General features: G+C 73.5%; 11 protein-coding genes. 5 read left to right on the top strand and 6 right to left on the bottom strand.

What is annotated here, in order from left to right:
• The first annotated feature begins 49 nt into the window (after positions 1 to 49).
• Positions 50 to 1,060 (top strand): serine/threonine-protein kinase, encoded by a 1,011-nt coding sequence (locus OV207_RS18810; protein WP_420715241.1) that lies wholly within the window; start codon positions 50 to 52, stop codon positions 1,058 to 1,060.
• A 25-nt stretch (positions 1,061 to 1,085) separates the two neighbouring features.
• Here the strand turns inward: OV207_RS18810 and queF are convergent, their stop codons facing one another.
• The gene (gene queF, locus OV207_RS18805; RefSeq protein ID WP_193429038.1) at positions 1,086 to 1,445 is read right to left on the bottom strand and encodes a preQ(1) synthase; all 360 of its coding nucleotides are present in this window, start codon (positions 1,443 to 1,445) and stop codon (positions 1,086 to 1,088) included.
• Positions 1,446 to 1,639: 194 nt separating this feature from the next.
• Between queF and OV207_RS18800 the strand changes: the two genes are divergently transcribed.
• Positions 1,640 to 3,538: an ATP-binding protein gene (locus tag OV207_RS18800; RefSeq protein ID WP_193429037.1), complete on the top strand. Its 1,899-nt coding sequence runs from the start codon at positions 1,640 to 1,642 to the stop codon at positions 3,536 to 3,538.
• A gap of 11 nt (positions 3,539 to 3,549) precedes the next feature.
• On the opposite strand, the gene OV207_RS18795 is transcribed toward OV207_RS18800, so the two are convergent.
• The 3 genes from OV207_RS18795 to OV207_RS18785 are packed head-to-tail and all read right to left on the bottom strand — an operon-like array spanning position 3,550 to position 7,467.
• Positions 3,550 to 4,341 carry a carbohydrate deacetylase gene (locus tag OV207_RS18795; RefSeq protein ID WP_267556533.1) on the bottom strand — a complete coding sequence of 264 codons (792 nt, stop codon included), beginning with the start codon at positions 4,339 to 4,341 and terminating at the stop codon, positions 3,550 to 3,552.
• Positions 4,308 to 5,330 carry an alpha/beta hydrolase family esterase gene (locus OV207_RS18790; RefSeq protein ID WP_267556532.1) on the bottom strand — a complete coding sequence of 341 codons (1,023 nt, stop codon included), beginning with the start codon at positions 5,328 to 5,330 and terminating at the stop codon, positions 4,308 to 4,310. Before OV207_RS18790 ends, OV207_RS18795 begins: the two co-directional genes overlap by 34 nt.
• Positions 5,331 to 5,340: 10 nt before the next feature.
• A complete protein-coding gene (locus OV207_RS18785; protein ID WP_420715240.1) occupies positions 5,341 to 7,467 on the bottom strand; it encodes a protein kinase domain-containing protein in 2,127 nt (708 codons plus the stop codon).
• Positions 7,468 to 7,837: 370 nt separating this feature from the next.
• Here OV207_RS18785 and OV207_RS18780 point away from each other — a divergent pair, with 370 nt between their 5' ends.
• From OV207_RS18780 to OV207_RS18770, 3 genes are all read left to right on the top strand, one after another.
• Positions 7,838 to 9,115 (top strand): amidohydrolase family protein, encoded by a 1,278-nt coding sequence (locus OV207_RS18780; protein ID WP_267556645.1) that lies wholly within the window; start codon positions 7,838 to 7,840, stop codon positions 9,113 to 9,115.
• A gap of 47 nt (positions 9,116 to 9,162) precedes the next feature.
• Entirely contained in the window at positions 9,163 to 9,723 is a 561-nt protein-coding gene (locus OV207_RS18775; protein WP_267556530.1) for a peroxiredoxin, read from the top strand.
• A 316-nt stretch (positions 9,724 to 10,039) separates the two neighbouring features.
• Positions 10,040 to 11,131 (top strand): CgeB family protein, encoded by a 1,092-nt coding sequence (locus OV207_RS18770; protein ID WP_267556529.1) that lies wholly within the window; start codon positions 10,040 to 10,042, stop codon positions 11,129 to 11,131.
• Positions 11,132 to 11,158: 27 nt separating this feature from the next.
• On the opposite strand, the gene OV207_RS18765 is transcribed toward OV207_RS18770, so the two are convergent.
• Complete coding sequence (locus OV207_RS18765; protein WP_267556528.1) at positions 11,159 to 14,719, bottom strand: hypothetical protein; 3,561 nt, start codon at positions 14,717 to 14,719, stop codon at positions 11,159 to 11,161.
• A 73-nt stretch (positions 14,720 to 14,792) separates the two neighbouring features.
• Positions 14,793 to 16,904 carry a chloride channel protein gene (locus OV207_RS18760; protein ID WP_193429032.1) on the bottom strand — a complete coding sequence of 704 codons (2,112 nt, stop codon included), beginning with the start codon at positions 16,902 to 16,904 and terminating at the stop codon, positions 14,793 to 14,795.
• Positions 16,905 to 16,956 lie beyond the last annotated feature (52 nt).

Genomic DNA, 16,956 nt, shown 5'->3' with positions numbered 1-16,956 from the left:
CCGCAAGATTGGTGCCTGCCGTGTGCTGGGAGAGCTGGGCCGGGGCGGCATGGCGCTCGTGTACCGCGGGCTGCATGAGCTGCTTCAGCGCGAGGTGGCCATCAAGGAGCTGCTGCCCGAAGGCCAGCGCGACAAGGAGGCCCTGTCGCGCTTCCGCCGCGAGGCCCTGGCGCTGGCCGCCTTCCGCCACCAGAACATCGTCACCCTCTACGACCTGGTGGAGAAGAACGACAGCCTCTTCATGGTGATGGAGTACGTGGACGGCCCCACCCTCCACGCCCTCATCAAGGACGGCCCGCTGCCCCCGGACGTGGCCGCCGTCATCGGCGCGCGCATCGCCAGCGCGCTGGACCACGCGCACTTCCGCCGCATCATCCACCGCGACCTCAAGCCCGCGAACGTCATGCTCACCAAGTCCGGCGAGGTGAAGCTCATGGACTTCGGCATCGCCAAGGACGTGGGCCTCGAAGCCCTCACCCAGCAGGGCATGGCCGTGGGCACGCCGTCGTACATGTCCCCGGAGCAGGTGACGGGCGCCGCCATCGACGCGCGCACGGACATCTTCTCCCTGGGCGTCCTCCTCTATGAGGCCCTCTCCGGCACCCGCCCCTTCGTGGGCAAGACGGCCGGCGAGGTGTTCGCCCGCATCCGCGACGGCAAGTTCGCGCCCCTGCACAAGGTGGCCCCCAACGTCCCCGCGCCGCTCGCGCGCATCGTGAAGCGCGCCCTGGCCGTGAAGCCGGAGGCCCGCTTCCCGGACGCCGCCGCCATGCGCCGCGAGCTGGACCTGTTCCTCGCCCGCGAGGTGCGCGTGTCCCACCCCGCGCTGCTCGTGGCCTTCCTGCGCTTCCGCGAGAAGCTCACGGAGACGGAGGCCCTGGCCCACCTCACCCAGCAGGAGCTGGGCGTGCTGGACGTCTTCGCCGCGCCGAAGCCCGCCAGGCATGGCCCCGGCAAGTGGCGGCTGGCCGCGCTCGCCGGGGGCACGGTCGCCGCAGGCGCCGGCCTCTACCTCTCCCAGGCCTGGTGGATGCCGCTGCTGGAGCAGCTCACCCGCTGAAGGCCGGGGCGAAGGAGGCGCGCGCCTACTTCCGCTTGTCGTGCGTGACGGTGACGATGGTGCCGATGCCGCCGCGCACGAAGAAGTCGCCCACCACGGTGAGCTTGCGCGGCTGGATGGCCTTCACGATGTCGTCCGCGATGGTGTTGGTCACCTTCTCGTGGAAGGCGCCCTCGTTGCGGTACGACCACATGTAGAGCTTCAGGCTCTTCAGCTCCACGCAGAGCTGATCCGGCACGTACTTGATGGTGAAGCGCGCGAAGTCCGGCTGGCCCGTCAGCGGGCACAGGCAGGTGAACTCCGGAACGTCGAAGGCGATCTCGTAGTCGCGCTCGGGAGCGGGATTGGGGAAGGTCTGGACTTCCTTGGACGGCTGAGAGGACATGGCGGTGTCGTCTAGCACACGTCCGCCGGCTGTCACCGCCCTGTGAAGCGTTGCCTCCCTGGCTGCCCGGCGCTGGCTCTGTTCGGGTTCCAACGCGGCGGGGCCCCGGAGGCCAGCAGATCGCCCGGGGGTGGTTTGCGATCATGCGCGGGGATTCATATCTCCCCAAGGCGACCCCTGCCGCACCCCCATCCATGCTGCCACCCAACGACGTCGAGGATGTCCTCTCGTGCCTGCCCCAAGCGCTGCTGCGCGTGGGACCCGACCTTCGCGTCCAGTGGTGCGAGGAGGGCTTCGCGGCCAAGACGGGCGTGGCGCTTCCACCCGGCGGCACGCTCCTGGACGCCCTGGAGCACGGCCGCAGCCTGGATGCCCTGGAGCGCGCCATCCGCGAGGGCCGGCCCCACACGGGACACGTCATCACCCGCGCGCTCCGGCAGGTGCGCGTGCAGGTGAAGCCCACCCGCACGGGCGGTCAGTCCGGGGCGTGGCTGGTGATGGAGCCCTCCGGCGTGGACGACGAGGGTGCCTTTTCACAGGCCGTGCGGGAGATTGCCCGCGCGGTGGGTGAGTCGCTGGAGGTCGAACGCGTCTGCTCGGCCGCCGTGGTGTCCCTGGTGAGGTGTGCCCAGGTGCGACGCGCGGAGGTGTTCCTCTACGAGGAGGACGACGCGACGCTGCGGCGCATGGCCGTGTCGGACCTGGAGGGACACGACACGCCCGGGGATGCCTTCGACCCCACCGAGGACCCCTACCGGCAGGCCCTGGCCCTGCGTCAGCCGCAGCTGGGCATCCAGCGGGGCTACGGGGACGCGGTGGGTTCGGTGTTCGCGGCGGTGCCCTTGTGCGCGCCGCGCCGCACGGTGGGCCTGCTGCTCATTTATAAGGAGCAGGGCGCTTCGTTCTCCGTGCGGGAGCTGGAGATGTGGAGCGCGGCGGCCAGCCAGCTCGCGGTGGCGGTGGAGAACGCGCGCCTGCTGCGCGAGGCCCAGGCGGCCCTGCGCGTGCGCGAGGAGTTCATGTCCATCGCGTCGCACGAGCTGAAGACGCCGCTCACGCCGCTGAAGCTGGGCCTGTACACCATGGAGCGCCGCATCGCCGCGGGGCAGCCGGTGGAGCTGGCCAGCGTGCTCAAGTCGAAGCGGCAGGTGGACCGGCTCGCGGGGCTGGTGGAGGACCTGCTGGACGCGAGCCGCCTGGAGCTGGGGCGGCTGGCGCTGAGCTCCGCGCCCCTGGAAGTGGGGCAGCTGGTGGCGGAGGTGGTGGACCACTTCCGCCATGCCTTCGAGCGCCCCTTCACGGTGGAGGTGCCTCCGGACGGCGTCTGGATGCTGGGCGACCGGGACCGGCTGGAGCAGGTGCTGGTGAACCTGCTGGAGAACGCGCACAAGTACAGCCCGGCGGGAGCGCCCATCGCGGTGCGGGTGGAGCGCGCGGCGGACGCGGCGCGCATCCAGGTGCAGGACCACGGCATCGGGATTCCGGGCGCGGACCAGGGGCAGGTGTTCCAGCGCTTCTACCGGGCGCGCAACGTGTCGCACCGCAACTTCGGCGGGCTGGGGCTGGGGCTGTTCATCAGCCACTCCATCGTGAAGATGCACGGCGGCTCGCTGGTGCTGTGCAGCCGCGAGGGCGAGGGCTCCACCTTCACGCTGGACCTGCCGCGCATGGCGGCGCACGAGGTGCGCAAGCTGCCGCGCCGCGTGCTGGTGCTGGATGAAGACCGGGGCCAGGAGGCCTCGGCGGAGCGCACGCTCCGGGCGGAGGGCTTCGAGGTGTTCACCGTGCAGAGCGGCGCGGAGGCCCTGCGCAAGGCGACGCACCTGCCCGTGGACCTCATCGTGCTGTCGACGAGCGCCACGCAGTCCCAGGTGGGCTCGTTCCTGGAGACGTTCGCCACGCTGCCCCGCGCGCGGCCGGTGCCCATCCTGCTGGCGGGGGACACGCGGCCGTGGTGGGCGCAGGAGAACACCGCGCTGTGCTCCCGGCCCTACCGCGCGGACGAGCTGCTCGCGGGCGTGCGCAACATGCTGACCCGGGAGCGGCGCCGGTGCGTGTCGCACGCGGAGCCAGAGGCCGCGCTCGCGTCGTAGGCCGCGCCCGCTCAGGCGGCGTGGAGCACGCGGAAGTCCGTGGGCCGCAGGCCCGCCCGGTCCAGCGCCTCACGGGAACGCGGATGGAGGAAGGTGGCCAGCTCCACCTCGCGCTGCGCCGCGTAGCGGCTGGTGACGACCTCCGGCAGGTGGCCGGGATGGCACATCCACTCCGTGACGCCCTCGCCGGGGAGCGCCGCCACGGCCGCCGCGAAGCGCTCCTGCGTCCAGTACGCCGCTTCCCCGGACTCCCCCACGAAGTGATCATTCGTGGCCACGCCCCGGGCCCGGAGCGCGGCGCGCATGCTCGCGTCAATGGACCGCACCGGCAGGCCCGCGCGCCGGGCGACCCGCGCCAGTCCCTCCAGCACCTGGGGGTGACGGTGCAGGTGCTTGTGCACGTCCAGGTGCGTGGCGGGTCGGCCCAGCAGCCGCTCCGCCCGGCCCAATTGCGCGAGGGCCTCCGCCTCCACCACGTTCGCCGGGAGCGCGTCCACCTTCGCTCCGACGAAGCCTCCGTCCATGGAGCGCCACTCGCGCGGGAAGCCAGGGCCGACGGGCGGACCCCGGTCCAGGTTCAGGTGCAACCCGATGGCGAGCCCTCCGGCCTGCCGCGCGGCCTCCTCCGACCACGGCGTGTTCACCAGCAGCGTGGCGGAGGAGACGACGCCCTCGCGCAGGGCCTTCAGGAGGCCCCGGGTGATGCCCGGGTCGTAGCCCAGGTCGTCGGCGTTGAGGATGAGGGCGCGGGGCGGCGTGGCGTACTCCCTCAGGGCCGGGGGCGGGCCTGGAAGAAGCGCCACATCTCCTGCGTGGCGTTCACGTCCGCCGTGTCTTCATTGTAGGCCGTCTGTCCGGGCCAGGAGTGCTTGCCGCCCAGGACGGTGCACAGGACCGCGGAGGCGCTCTCCGGCGTGCAGCCGGTGGCGGCCACGCAGGTGGCGTTGCCCTGCTGATACGTCTGTTGGTCCGGGCCGGTGCAGCCATTGCGCTCGGCGAAGCGGCGCACGGACTCGGCCGCGGACGGGTAGGGCCTGCCGGCGGGGATGTTGTTGCCGCCGCCGTAGAGGATGGTCGGGTCGTCGGAGCCGTGGAAGTGGAGCACGGGGACGGGCCGCGACGGAGCGCAGTCCGCCAGTCCCTGCATGCCCGCGACGGGCGCGATGGCGGCGAAGCGCTGGGCGCGCTCACACGCCAGCCGGTAGGAGAAGAAGCCGCCATTGGAGAAGCCGCTGGCGAAGACGCGGCGCGGATCCGTGCACACGCGCGTGTCCAGGTCCGCGAGCAGCGCGTCCACGAAGCCCACGTCGTCCACGTTGGCGACCTGCGACGGGCCGCAGCACGCGACGCCATTCCAGCCCCGGCTGTCCGGCTCCCCCTGCCCGAAGATCTCCGGGAAGTTGAGGCCGCGCGGGTACACGGAGATGAAGCCCTCGGTGTCGCCCAGCGTGGAGAAGGCGCTCAGCGCCTCCTGCTCCACCTCGTTGGAGCCGAAGCCGTGGAAGCTGAACACCACGGGCGTGGGCTTCGTGGCGTCGTAGCCGGTGGGAACGTGGACGCGGTAGGCGCGCGTGCGGCCGTCGTGTTCGACCGTCCAGTCGTAGGTGCCCGCGGCCACGGTGAGGCCCGCGCAGGCGGTGCGGTCGGCGGGGGCCACGTCTCCCTCCGTGGGGCCCGGCCCCTGGGTCCCCGCGTCGGGCGAGGGAGCAGGCCCCTCATCCGAGGTGGAGTCGCACGCGGCGGTGGTCATCAGCAGGCTGGACGCGACGAGGGCGAGGAGGCGAAGGCGCATGGGTGGGGATTTAAGTCCCCGCACCGCACTGCGCCGCGAGTGCCGACCCCTGGTCGGGGAACCTTTCCGCCAGCGCACGTTTCGCCTCGGCCACCGCCGCCGCGTCGCCCGCATGGGCGTGCAACTGACAGCGCGCGGCCAGGGCCCGGGGGTCGTCGGGCGCCAGGCGCTCCGCTTCCCGGTACTCGCGCTCGGCACCGCGAAGGTCGCCCTGCCGGAAGAGGACGGCCCCCAGGTACGAATGCGCCACCGCGAGCGTGGGGGCCTTCTTGAGCGAGCGCCTGAGCAGGGAGGCCGCGTCGTCCAGCTTCTCCTGGCGGAAGCGCACGAAGCCCAGCTCCGCCAGCGCCGCGGCGTCGTCGTGCTGCCGTGTCCAGGCGGACAGCACGGCGGCGGCCTCGTCCAGCCGGCCGCCCTGCGACAGCAATTGTCCGTAGCGGGGCGCGACCTTGGCGGAGCCCGGCGACTGCGCATACGCCTTCGCGAGCGCGGTCAGCGCCCCCGGCACGTCGCCCTGGAGGGCGCGCAGGTCGGCCAGGGCCAGCGGCGCGCGGATGTCCCTGGGCGCGAGCAGGGTGGCCTCGTCGATGGCGCGCTCGGCGCGCTTGCCCATGCGCAGCTCGGTGGCGGCACGCGCCGCGAGCAGGTGGGCCTCGGCCTCCTTCGGGAAGCGCGCGGTGTACGCCTCCGCCAGGGCCAGCGCCTGGGGGTGGGCGCCCGCGTCGAGCAGCAGGGCGCTCGCGCGGGCCAGCTCCCTGGCGGTGGCGCGCGGGTCCCTGGCCAGCCCCTCCAGCGCGGAGGCCTTCGCTTCCGGCGTCGCTGCGGCCTCCGCGGCGGCGAGCCGCTCGGTGGGAGGAGCCTCCGGACGCCGCAGGTACCAGGTCGCGCCCGCGCCCAGCCCGCCCAGGGCGAGCACGCTCGCGAGGATGGCGACGCCCCTGCGCGGCCGGGCGGCCCGGGGAGCGCCGTCCTTCGTGGAGGGCCGGGCGTTCGCCGCGCCCTGCTTGTCATCATGCGCGGGCAGGGACTCCGCGACGGCGGCTTCGCCCGGCGGCGGGGGCGCGGCGCCCTGTACCGGGGGCAAAATCTCCGTTCCCCCCGACGTCACGGGCCATGAACCCGCCCCGGCCATGCCCGAGGGGGACACCGGGCGCTCCTGCGCCGTGGGCCAGTGCGCGCCCGGGGGCATCACCACCGCAGGGGGGCCGTCCGTGCCCGAGTTCGATGGATCCGCCAGCCTCGCGCGGCGCAGGGCCAGGCGCTTGGGGTCGCGGTCGGGCGGGAACAGCGTGTCCAGGTACGCGGCCACCTGCGCGGGCGTGGCGACCTCCGCGGGGCCGCCAATCAACTCGATGGCGCCAATGAAGGTCTGGAGGCTGTCGAAGCGCGCCGCCGGGTCCCTGGCGAGCGCCATGAGGCACACCGCCTCCAGCGCCTGCGGCACGGACGGGTCGAACGCCGTGGGGGGCTTGGGCCGTCCCTCCGCGATGCGCGACAGCACCTCGTCGGACGACATGCCGGTGAAGGGCCGCCGGCCACAGAGCTGCTCGTAGAGCATCACCCCCGCGGCGAACAGGTCCGCGCGGTGGTCCACGCTGCGGCCGGCGATCATCTCCGGCGACATGTAGAAGAACTTGCCCTTCAGCGTCCCCGGCTCCGTGCCGGACCCCAGCGCGTCCGCCTTCGCGATGCCGAAGTCGATGACCTTCACCGCGCCGTCCACGCCGACGTGGATGTTGTCCGGCGTGAAGTCGCGGTGGACGATCTTCAGCGGCCGGCCCGTCTCGTCCTCGGCGCGGTGCGCGGCGTCCAGCCCCCGGCACGCATCCACCAGCACGCGCAGGGTGATGCCCAGCGGCACCCGGTGCCCCAGCTCCGCGGCCTCCCGCCGCAGCTCCGCGAACGAGCAGCCCTCCAGCAGCTCCATGGCGATGAAGGGCTCCCCGCCCTCCATGCCCAGCTCCAGGATGGACACCACGTTGGGGTGCCGCACCTGCGCGGTGATGCGCGCCTCGTTGAGGAACATCTGCACGATGCGCCGGTCCGTGACCATGTGCGGCATCAGCTTCTTCACCGCCACCGCCGGGCCGCGCTGCCCGTCCGGCGCGATGGGGCGCGCCAGATACACCTCGGCCATGCCGCCGGTCGCGATGCGCGAGCTCAAGCGGTAGTGACCTGCCCAGGAAACGCCGGATTCCGACACCAAGGTGGCCACAGTCTACGGGCCCGCGCCCCTGGGGCCCAAGGTCCTCCGGGGCCGCCTGCCTGGCTGTTCCTCCCTCGGGGACCCCTGGGCCCGGGCTGTTTCACATGCTCCAGGCCTGTCGCACGGCCCATGCGCACCGTATTGGCGGGGCCGGGACGACAGGTGTGGGTGCAAGGAGGGTCTTACCCGGTGACCGGGGGCGGGGGTGCGGTGCTAACCTGTCGCGCTCGAAGTGGGACCCCTAAGGGGAGGGGGCCGCCGTCACGAACCTCGCGCACCGTCGCGCATGCAGGGAGGGATGTTGGGCACCGTCCTCAAGGGTGGTTACGTCGTCGAACTGGAACCCGCCTCCGTCGAGCGGGTGGACCTGCGCATCGAAGGCGAGCGCATCGTGGCGCGCGGCGAGGACCTGACGCCCGGCCCCGACGACGAGGTGGTGGCGCTGTCCGGCAAGCTCGTCTTCCCGGGCCTCGTCAACGCGCACCACCGGCTGGCGAGCGTGCTGGCCCGCGGACTGGTGCGGCCAACGCCGGAGACGTACCAGGGGCAGCTGGAGCAGCTGCGCTGGCCCTTCGAGAACGCGCTCGACCTGGACGCCGTGCAGGTGGCGGCCACGGCCGGAGGGCTCGAATCCATCCAGTGTGGCACCACCACCCTGTTCGACCTGCACTCCTCGCCCAAGGCGGTGACGGGCTCGCTGCTGCGCGTGGCGCGCGGGCTCCATGAGGTGGGCGTGCGCGGCGTGCTGGCCTACGCGGTGACGGACCGCATGGGCGCGGTGGGCCGCGAGGAAGGCCTGGAGGAGACGGTCAGCTTCGCGCGTAAGGCCCGGGGTCGCTTCCGGGGCCAGGTGGGCGCGGGGCCCGTCTTCACGCTGGGCGACGACGCGCTCCAGGGCCTGGGCGAGGCGCTCAACACCACCAACACCGGGCTGCACTTCCCGCTGGCGGAGGACCCGCTGGACGAGCGGCTGTCCACCGAGCGGCACGGCAACCCGCCCGTCACGCGCCTGCTCAACGGAAATCTCCTGTCGCCCCGCGCGATGGCGGCGCACGCGGGCCACCTGGAGTGGGCGGACCTGGCGCAGGTGCTGGCCACGGGGACGTGGCTGGTGCACACGCCGCGCTCCAACCAGGGGCTGGAGGTCGGCTACGCGCCGGCGCTGAAGTTCGGGGCCCGGGCGTCGCTGGGCTCCGACGGCGCGTCGCCGGACCTGTTCGCGGAGGCGCAGGCGGCGTACCTGCGCTCGCGTGAGGCGGGGCAGCCCATCGACGTGCTGCGCTACCTGGCCAACGGCCACCGGCTGGCGTCGCAGGTGTTCGAGGCGGCCATCGGCCCCATGCGCGAGGGCGCGCTCGCGGACCTGCTGGTGCTGGACTACCTGTCGCCCACGCCGCTGACGGCGGAGACGCTGGCGTGGCACGTCGTCCACGGGCTGGGCAGCCGGCACGTGGAGGCGGTGATGGTGGACGGCGTGTGGCGCGTCTGGGCGCGAAGGCCCCTGTCGGTGAACCCCACCGTGGTGGCCGAGCAGTCGCGCGAGGCCGCGGCGGCCGTCTGGGCGCGGCTGACGCCGTAGCGGGGAGCAGGCTTGTTCCGGGCACCGGGGGCCGTTAAGTCCCCGGCATGCTCATTCCCCTGCTCGTCGTCGGACTGGTCAGCGCAGCGATTCCCCAGGTGGGCGACACCGCCCCGGACTTCACGGTGAAGGACACCGTGGGCACGTCGTACACGCTGTCGGAGATGGTGAAGACGGGGCCCGTCATCGTGGCCTTCTTCCCCAAGGCGTTCACCGGTGGCTGCACGAAGGAGCTGACCGCGTACCGCGACCGCTACAAGGACATCGAGAAGGTGCAGGGCCAGGTGCTGGCCTTCTCCACCGACGACGCGGAGACGCTGGCGCGCTTCAAGGCGGAGCTGAAGGCGCCCTTCGCGTTCATCCCCGATCCAGAGGGCAAGGTCGTCGCCGCGTACGACGTGAAGATGCCGGTGGTGACGGTGTCCAAGCGCTACACGTTCGTCGTGGGCGAGGACCGCAAGGTGCTCAAGGTGGACGAGGGCAAGGACGCCATCGACCCCACGGGCGCCATCGTCGCGTGCCCGCTGCGCAAGGGCGCCGCGTCCAAGCCCGCGCAGGCGCCCGCGGGGAACACGCCTCCCTTCAAGCCCGCGCCGCCGACGAAGTAGTCACCGCGTCGTGGCGCAGGGGCTTCGCGCGATGCCGGCGAAGCCGCCGCCGTGGCGTGACGCGGATGGCTTCGCGCAATGTCGATGAAGCCGCCGCCGTGGCGTGACGCAGGGGCTCCTCGCCTTGGAGGGAGGGGCCACGGTCCACTCGCGGACGTCCGGACGCCCCGCGTGGGCTTCAGGGCCTCCGGCCGTTGAGGAATTCACGCGGCCCCGGGGGCACCGCCTTGTTCATGGGTGTTCGGAAGCGATAGCCCTGGGGCTGCCGCGCGCGGGCCGTCCGCCGGGGTTGGGGGCGTGAAGGAGGCCCGTGGGAATGGACATCGTCTTCCTGGGGCCTCCGTGCGAGGCGTTCGCTGACGGAGCGCGGGGCTCGCCCACGCGGCAGCTCGCGCAGGCGCTGCGACGCCGGGGCCATCCGGTCCTCCTGCTGGAGCAGGCGCTGTCGGGCTCGTCGTGGCTGGAGGGCGAGCCTGCTCGCGCGCCATACCTGGACGTGGCGGACCTGCACGCGCGCTTCCGCTCCCGCGTGCGCCGGGCGGACCTGGTGCTGGTGGACGCGGACGTGCCCCGGGGCGCGGAGGTGGGCCGCTGGGCGCAGGACACCGCGCGCGGGCTCACCGTCTGCTGGGACCGCGACACGCCCCGGACGCTGCGGCACGCGCGCTCCCGGGAGGACGCGGCGCGGATGACGCCGGAGCTGCTCGCGGGCTACCCCCTCCTCCTGTGCTCCAGTGGGGGCCCGGTGCCGGAGCGTCTGGAGCGCGAGTGGGGCGTGGCCCGGGCGCGCGTGTTCCCGCCCGGCGTGCCGCAGGAGCACTTCGCGCCGCGAGCGCGGGAGCCTCGGTGGGACCTGGGGCACCTGGGGCCGTCCTCGGCGGAGCGCCGGACGCTGCTGGGGCGGTTGCTGCTCGACGCCGCGCGCGACTGGCCCGAAGGGCGGTTCGTGCTCGCCGGAGGGATGTCCGTGGTGGACGCGGCCTGGCCCGCCAACGTGACGCGGCAGGCGGCTCCTCCGTCACGGGAGCACCCGGACTTCCACGCGGCACAGCGCTTCACGCTGGCCCTCTCCCGCGCGGAGCACACGCCGGGCCCCCACCTGTTCGAGGCCGCCGCGTGCGGCGCGGCGCTGGTGTGCGAACCCTGGCCGGGATTGGAGGACCTCTTCTCGCTGGGGGAGGAGGTCCTCGTGGCGCGCACGGCGAAGGACGTGCTGCTGTACCTGCGCGAGATGCCGGAAGCGGACCGGCTCCAACTGGGCGCGCGCGCCCGTGAGCGGGTGCTGGCCGAGCACACCGTGGACCAACGGGCCCTGGCGCTGGAGCGGTACGCGGACGAGGCCGTGCGGGGCGCCTCCGTCGGCGCACCCGTCAGGGACACGGACCCGCTCGAACGCTCGCTGAGCTGAAGCGAGGCCCGCGCCGGGGGAGGTGCCTCACTCCGCTTCAGGTGCCCGCATCAGCTCCCTGGGCGGGAACACGAACTGCGCGGCGCCGGCCACGAGCGGCGAGTCATCCCGCTGGAGCCCGGCGAGCGTCTCAAGCCGCTCCGGCGTCCAGCCCCGCCCCTCCTTCGCGTCGCGCACCAGGCACTGGACCGCCAGCCGCCGCGCCTCCGGGCTGGGACTGCTCCCCAGCCGCGCACCCACGGCCTCCATCGACTCCACCGGCAGCTGGGCCAGCGCCACCTGGGCCGCCGTCAGTCCATCCGCGTGCAGCCAGCCCTCCTGACCCAGGGCCTCCAGGTGGCTCGCGAACTCCAACGGCTCCAGGGCAATGGCCGCGCAGCGCACGCGAAGCGCCGCCAGGCGCGGGTCCTTCGTGAGGACGACCTCGGCCAGCATCCGCACCGCGCGCAGGGGCACGGGGCGCATTCGCTCCCGCGGCTGGAGCAGTGAGTCCAGCGCGACGCTCAGCGCCCGTCGGTCGTCCACCACCGCTCCCAGCATCCGGGCCATCAGCGGCAGGTCCTGTTCGTCGGCGCGGTGGACGAGCGCCGCCATCGCCGCGCGCACCTCGTCATCGAAGGGGGACGCCAGTCGCGCGCCGCACGCGGCCAGGAAGCCCCGCTCCCGGTCCCGCACCTGGAGGAACGCCGCGCGCCGCAAGAGGTCGATGCGCGCGTCGGGCTCCGGGCGCGCCAGCACCTTCGCCAGCAGCGCGGACAGCCGCGCGTCCAGGGCCTCCGTGAGCCGGTCCGCGGGGATGTCCCCCACGCGCGAGGCCATGATGGCGTCGTCGCCCGTGACGGCCCGCTCGAACACGGCCCACGTGGGCTCGCGGTCCAGGTGGTCCCACAGCCCGCGCAGCAGCGCGATGCGCACGTCGCGGTGCAGGGGCAGGGCGTCCAGCTCCAACAGCCGTTCGTAGGCCGCGTCCGAGCGCAGCTCGCCCAGCAGCCGCACCACCTCCTTGGCGACGGTGACCTTCGCGAGCGGCACCTCCGCGAGCAGCGCCAGCACCCGCGCGGGGGGCATGCCGTTGAACGCCCGGCGCAGGCCGTAGATGGCGATGCGCGCGCGCGCATCCCCCAGGCACTCAATCAGCGTGGGCACCCCCTGGCCCTGGTCGCACCGGGCCAGCACCCGCAGGGCCCGCTCCTGCACCGCGGGCCGCTTGTCGTCCGCCAGCGCCTGGAGCGGGTCCATGGGCGCCCAGTCCAGCGCGGCCAGCCGCGTCACCGCCGCCAGCAGCGTGGGCGTGTCCCGCTCCGGGTCCTCGCACAGCTTGGAGAGCGCGCGCGAATACGTCCGGTTCTGCTCCGCCGTCCACCGGTAGAAGCCCGAGTCGAAGGGGAGGATCCAATGCGTCGCGCCCGTGGCGAACTGCCCGGTGATGGCCGGCGCGCCCAGGTACGGCCCCAGCAGGTCCTGCCGCCGCCGGTGCAGGTACTCGCGCACCACGGGGATGGCGATGGCGCTCTCGTCCCGCTTGAGCAGCGTGGGGAGCACCCGGTCGAAGTCCTTCCACGCGCGGTAGCGCAGGATCCACAGCGCGTTCCCGGACGGCTTGCCCAGCCGCAGCGCCACCCGCTCCAGCTCCGCCACCAGCTCCCGGTGCAGGGGCACGTCGCGCTTCTCGTGGTGCGCCACCGCGACCACCTCGTCGTCCCAGCCCCGGTCCCTCCAGCGCCGCAGCGCGCCCGCGAGCGTCGCCTCGAAGCGGGGCCGGTCCTCCTTCGACAGCCACTGGGTCAGCGCCACCGACAGCCGCCCATCCGGCGTCACGTCCCGCACGGAGACCAGCCACTCCGACAGGCCGGGCACCAGCGCCGCGCGCTTGCCCAGGCTCTGCGCCAGTTGGAGCAGGGGCCAGCCGCGCTCGCGCTCCGCCCAGGCCTTCGCCAGTGACAACAGATGGGGGGCGGCCCGGCGCACCTCGTCGTCCTTCAGCCGGTGGCCCAGCCCCGCGTCATTCAGGCTGCCGCGCTCCTTGATGAACGTGCCCAGCCACGGCGCGCCCCACTCGGGGTTCGCGCCGAAGGCCCGCACGAGCAGCGCCTCCGCCGCCCCGGCCGTCGCCGACGACAGGTCCGCCGCGTCCAGGGCGTCCCGCAGGATGCGGCCCAGGGCCTCGGTGTGCTCGGCGCGCCACATCCGCCGGGGCCACCCCTTCAGGGCCTGCAACATCGACCCGCGCACCGGGTCCTGTTCGTTCTTCCGGGCCAGCACCAGCGCCAGCGCGGGCGCCACCCCCGCGGGCTCGTCCGGACGCAGTCCGGGCAGGGCCAGCACCGCGCCCAGCGCCAGGCCGCGCATGCCCGCGTCGGGGTGCCCCATCGCGCCCCGGAGCACGCCCAGCGCCTCGTCCCAGGGCAAGAGCCGCGCGTAGACGACGCGCGACTCGGCCCGGGTGCCCAGCGCGACCACTTCGTGCAGGTGCCGCCGCGCCTCGCGCTCGCGCAGGTCCACGGGCAGGCGCTCCAGGTAGCCCACGGGGATGACGCCGTCGTGGTTGCGCATCGCCGCGCTCCAGCGCTGGAAGACGCGCTCGCGCACGCCCGCGTCCTGGATGAGGGCCATCAGCTCCGTGCCCCAATGGGGCGAGCCGTCCACCGCCGCGCACCAGGCGTCGGTGAGGGTCCGGTGCAGGGGCTGCGCCACCTTCTTCAGCACGTCCTTCGCGGTGCCCAGCAGGTTCGGGTCGCGCTGGATGAGCCACGTCAGGGTCTCCGCGTCCAGCGAGCCCACGTCCTTCGCGAACAGCAGGTGCGGAAGGGGGATGTTGGGATGCTGGCGCAGGAGGGCGACCGTGCGCGCGGGACGGTGCCGCACCAGCCACCGCAGCGCGCCCAGGTTCGCGGGAATGCCACGCGCCAGCATCAGCTCCAGCAACGCTTCCGCCGCGTCGGGCACCTGCTCCGCCAGGCGCTCCAGGCCCCAGTCCACGTACTGCCGCGTCACCGGGTCCGCCTCGCCCTGCACCGCGCGCATCCACCCGAGGAGCAACTCGCCTAGCACCTCCGGGGCGAACCGCGCGAGCCGCGCCCAGAACCGGTGGCTGGGCCGCTCCAGCGCGCGCGCCAGGTGCCGGCGCAGGCCCTGCTCCGACGCCAGGGGCACCGCGTCCGCGAACGCCGCGCTGTCCCCCTGCTCCGCCAGCCCGTCCAGGTACGCGTCGATGACCGCGTGCCGCTTGCGCAGCACCAACTGGCGCAGCAGGGACTGCTCCCGGCGCATGCCGTGCGCCATGCGCAGCGCCTCCAGGGCCTGGGCGTCGTCACAGGCGAGCGGCACCAGCTCGAACGCCAGCGCGCGCACCCGGAACGAGTCGTCCGCCGTGGCCTTCAGCACCGCCACGCCGTCGCGCCGGGTGAACTGGGCCGCCAGGGCCAGGCGCCTCTCGGAAGCGTCCCCCCGGGCCAGGGCGTCCAGCAGCGCCTGGTCCCGCGGCTCCGTGCGGGCCGTCCGTCCCAGCGCCACCATCTGGCGCACCCGGGCGTCATGGGAGGTGGACGTCAGCTCGGCGCGCAGCGTGGACAGGGCGGTGTCGGACATGGCGCCCAAGGATGCCCGCTCCCTGGGATTCCTGACAGGCCCCGCGCTTTCGACGCAGGGCCGGACCGCCGGTTCAGTGCGTCGCTTCGGAGGTGCTGACGGGCGCGTTGCCGCTGGCGTGCTCACGGGCGTGCTGCGCGAAGAGGAAGCGGCGCACCGCGGCCCGCGTGAGCAGCCCGCATGGGGCCAGCCCCAGCACGGGCGCCACCGGCAGCGCGTCCACGTCCTCCTGGTCCATCGTTTGGAGGGCGTGCGCCAGGTCCGTGTCCGGCGCCAGCGCGGGCAGCTTGCGCGCCAGGTCGCTGGCCACGAGCAGCGGGTACATGGATTCGTCCCGCCACACCTCGCGCAGCTGCTCCACCTGCACGGTGCCGTAGAGGTTGCCCAGGGCGTCCAGCACCGGCAGCGTGCCCGCCTCGGACGTGAGCAGCTGGTCCGTCAGCTCGCGCAGCGGCGTGCCCGCGGGCACCGCCGGCACCTGCGTCATCAGGGCGCGCACCTGGGTGCCCGTGAGCAGGTCCTCGTCGCTCACCACCTTGGTGGAGGTGCGCTCGATGAGGTAGTGGCACAGCGCGGACGCGATGGTGCACGTCACCATCAGCGGCAGGATGATGTCGTGGCTGCCGCTCAGCTCGTACAGCATCATCATGCCGGTGAGCGGGCCGCGCGTGAGCGCCGCCACCGCGCCGCCCATGCCCACGATGGCGTACGCGCCGCTGGGCCCGGTGGCCAGCGGGAAGACGTAGTGCACCAGCGTGCCGAACGCGCCGCCCGCCATGGCGCCAATGAGCGCGGCCGGGAAGAACGTGCCGCCGGACCCGCCCGAACCGATGGTGATGGACGTGGCGACGAGCTTCAGCACGCACGCCGTCACCAGGAAGAGGAAGGGCAGCTGGCCGGCCGCCGCCAGGTTGATGTAGTCGTGCCCGCTGCCCCACACCGTGGGGCTCAGGAACACGAGCACGCCCGTCACCAGGCCGCCCAGCGCCGCGCGCACCGGCAGGGGCCTGCGGCCCAGCCACGGGGACAGCTTCCCGCCCCCGCCGCCCTGGAAGAAGTGCTCCACGCCGTGCAGCATCTTCACGAACGCGAACGCCAGCAGCCCGCACGCGATGCCCAGCGCCGCGTAGGCGAACACCTCCGCGCCGCTGACCAGCTCGTAGTTGACCCGGTTGAGCATGGGCGCTTCATCCAGCACGCCCCGGCTCACCAGCGTGCCCGCCACGCTCGCCAGGATGATGGGGGAGAAGACGCGCAGCTCGAACTCGCGCAGGATGATCTCCATCGCGAACACCGCGCCCGCGATGGGCGCGTTGAAGGACGCGGAGATGCCCGCCCCCGCGCCGCACGCCAGCAGGATGGACAGCTCCCGGCGGCTGAAGCCCAGCACGCGCCCCACGCTGGAGGCGAACGCCGCGCCGCCATAGACGATGGGGCCCTCGCGGCCCGCGGAGCCGCCGCTCCCGATGGTGATGGCCGACGCGATGAGCTTGAGCAGCCCCCGGTCCGCCGGCACCACGTTGGCGCCGCTCTTCACCGCGCGCACCACCTCCGGCAGGCCGTGGCCGTGCGTCTCCGGCCGGTCGCGCAGCAGCCGGCCCACTGCGAGCCCGCCCAGCGTGGGCGCCAGCAGCACCAGCCACCAGGGCAGGTGCGGCAGCGCCGCGGGCAGGTTGTGCGCGTGGCCGAACACCGCGTTGATGGCCGCCAGCCCCACCAGCGGGTAGTACAGCGACAGGCCGCCCAGCGTCAGCAGCGCCAGCAGCCGCAGGCGCCGCTTCACCTCGTCGCGCGGCCCCCCCGGTTCGATGACGCGCGCGAGCAGCAGCGCGCCCAGCGCCAGCGGCACGCCCACCAGCGCGTACTCCAGGTGCCAGCGCGCGGAGGACAGCGACTCCATCAGCGTGCGCAGGCGCTGCGGCTTCAGCGTCGCCGCCAGCTCCGCGGCGCTGAACGTGATGCCGCTCATCACGCCAATGAGGTTGGAGAAGATGCCCGCGGCCAGGCCGCTGTACAGCCCCACCACCGCGCCCGCGATGGGCAGCACCGACGGCGTCGGCAGGCGGATGCGGTTGGACGCACCCAGCAGGAAGTAGATGAGGCGGGAGAGGCCCTGCTTCGCCCACGCCACCAGCGCGGGGCCGCGCTGCGGTGAAGCAGGCGGAGGTTCGTCACTGTTGTTCATTTGGAGCCCCTACTAAGCGGGGGCGCCGGGGGGAATTCAAGCCCATTCAAGC

Source organism: Corallococcus sp. BB11-1, from assembly GCF_026626625.1.
Lineage (GTDB): Bacteria > Myxococcota > Myxococcia > Myxococcales > Myxococcaceae > Corallococcus > Corallococcus soli.
This window is presented reverse-complemented; position numbering and strand designations above follow the sequence as displayed.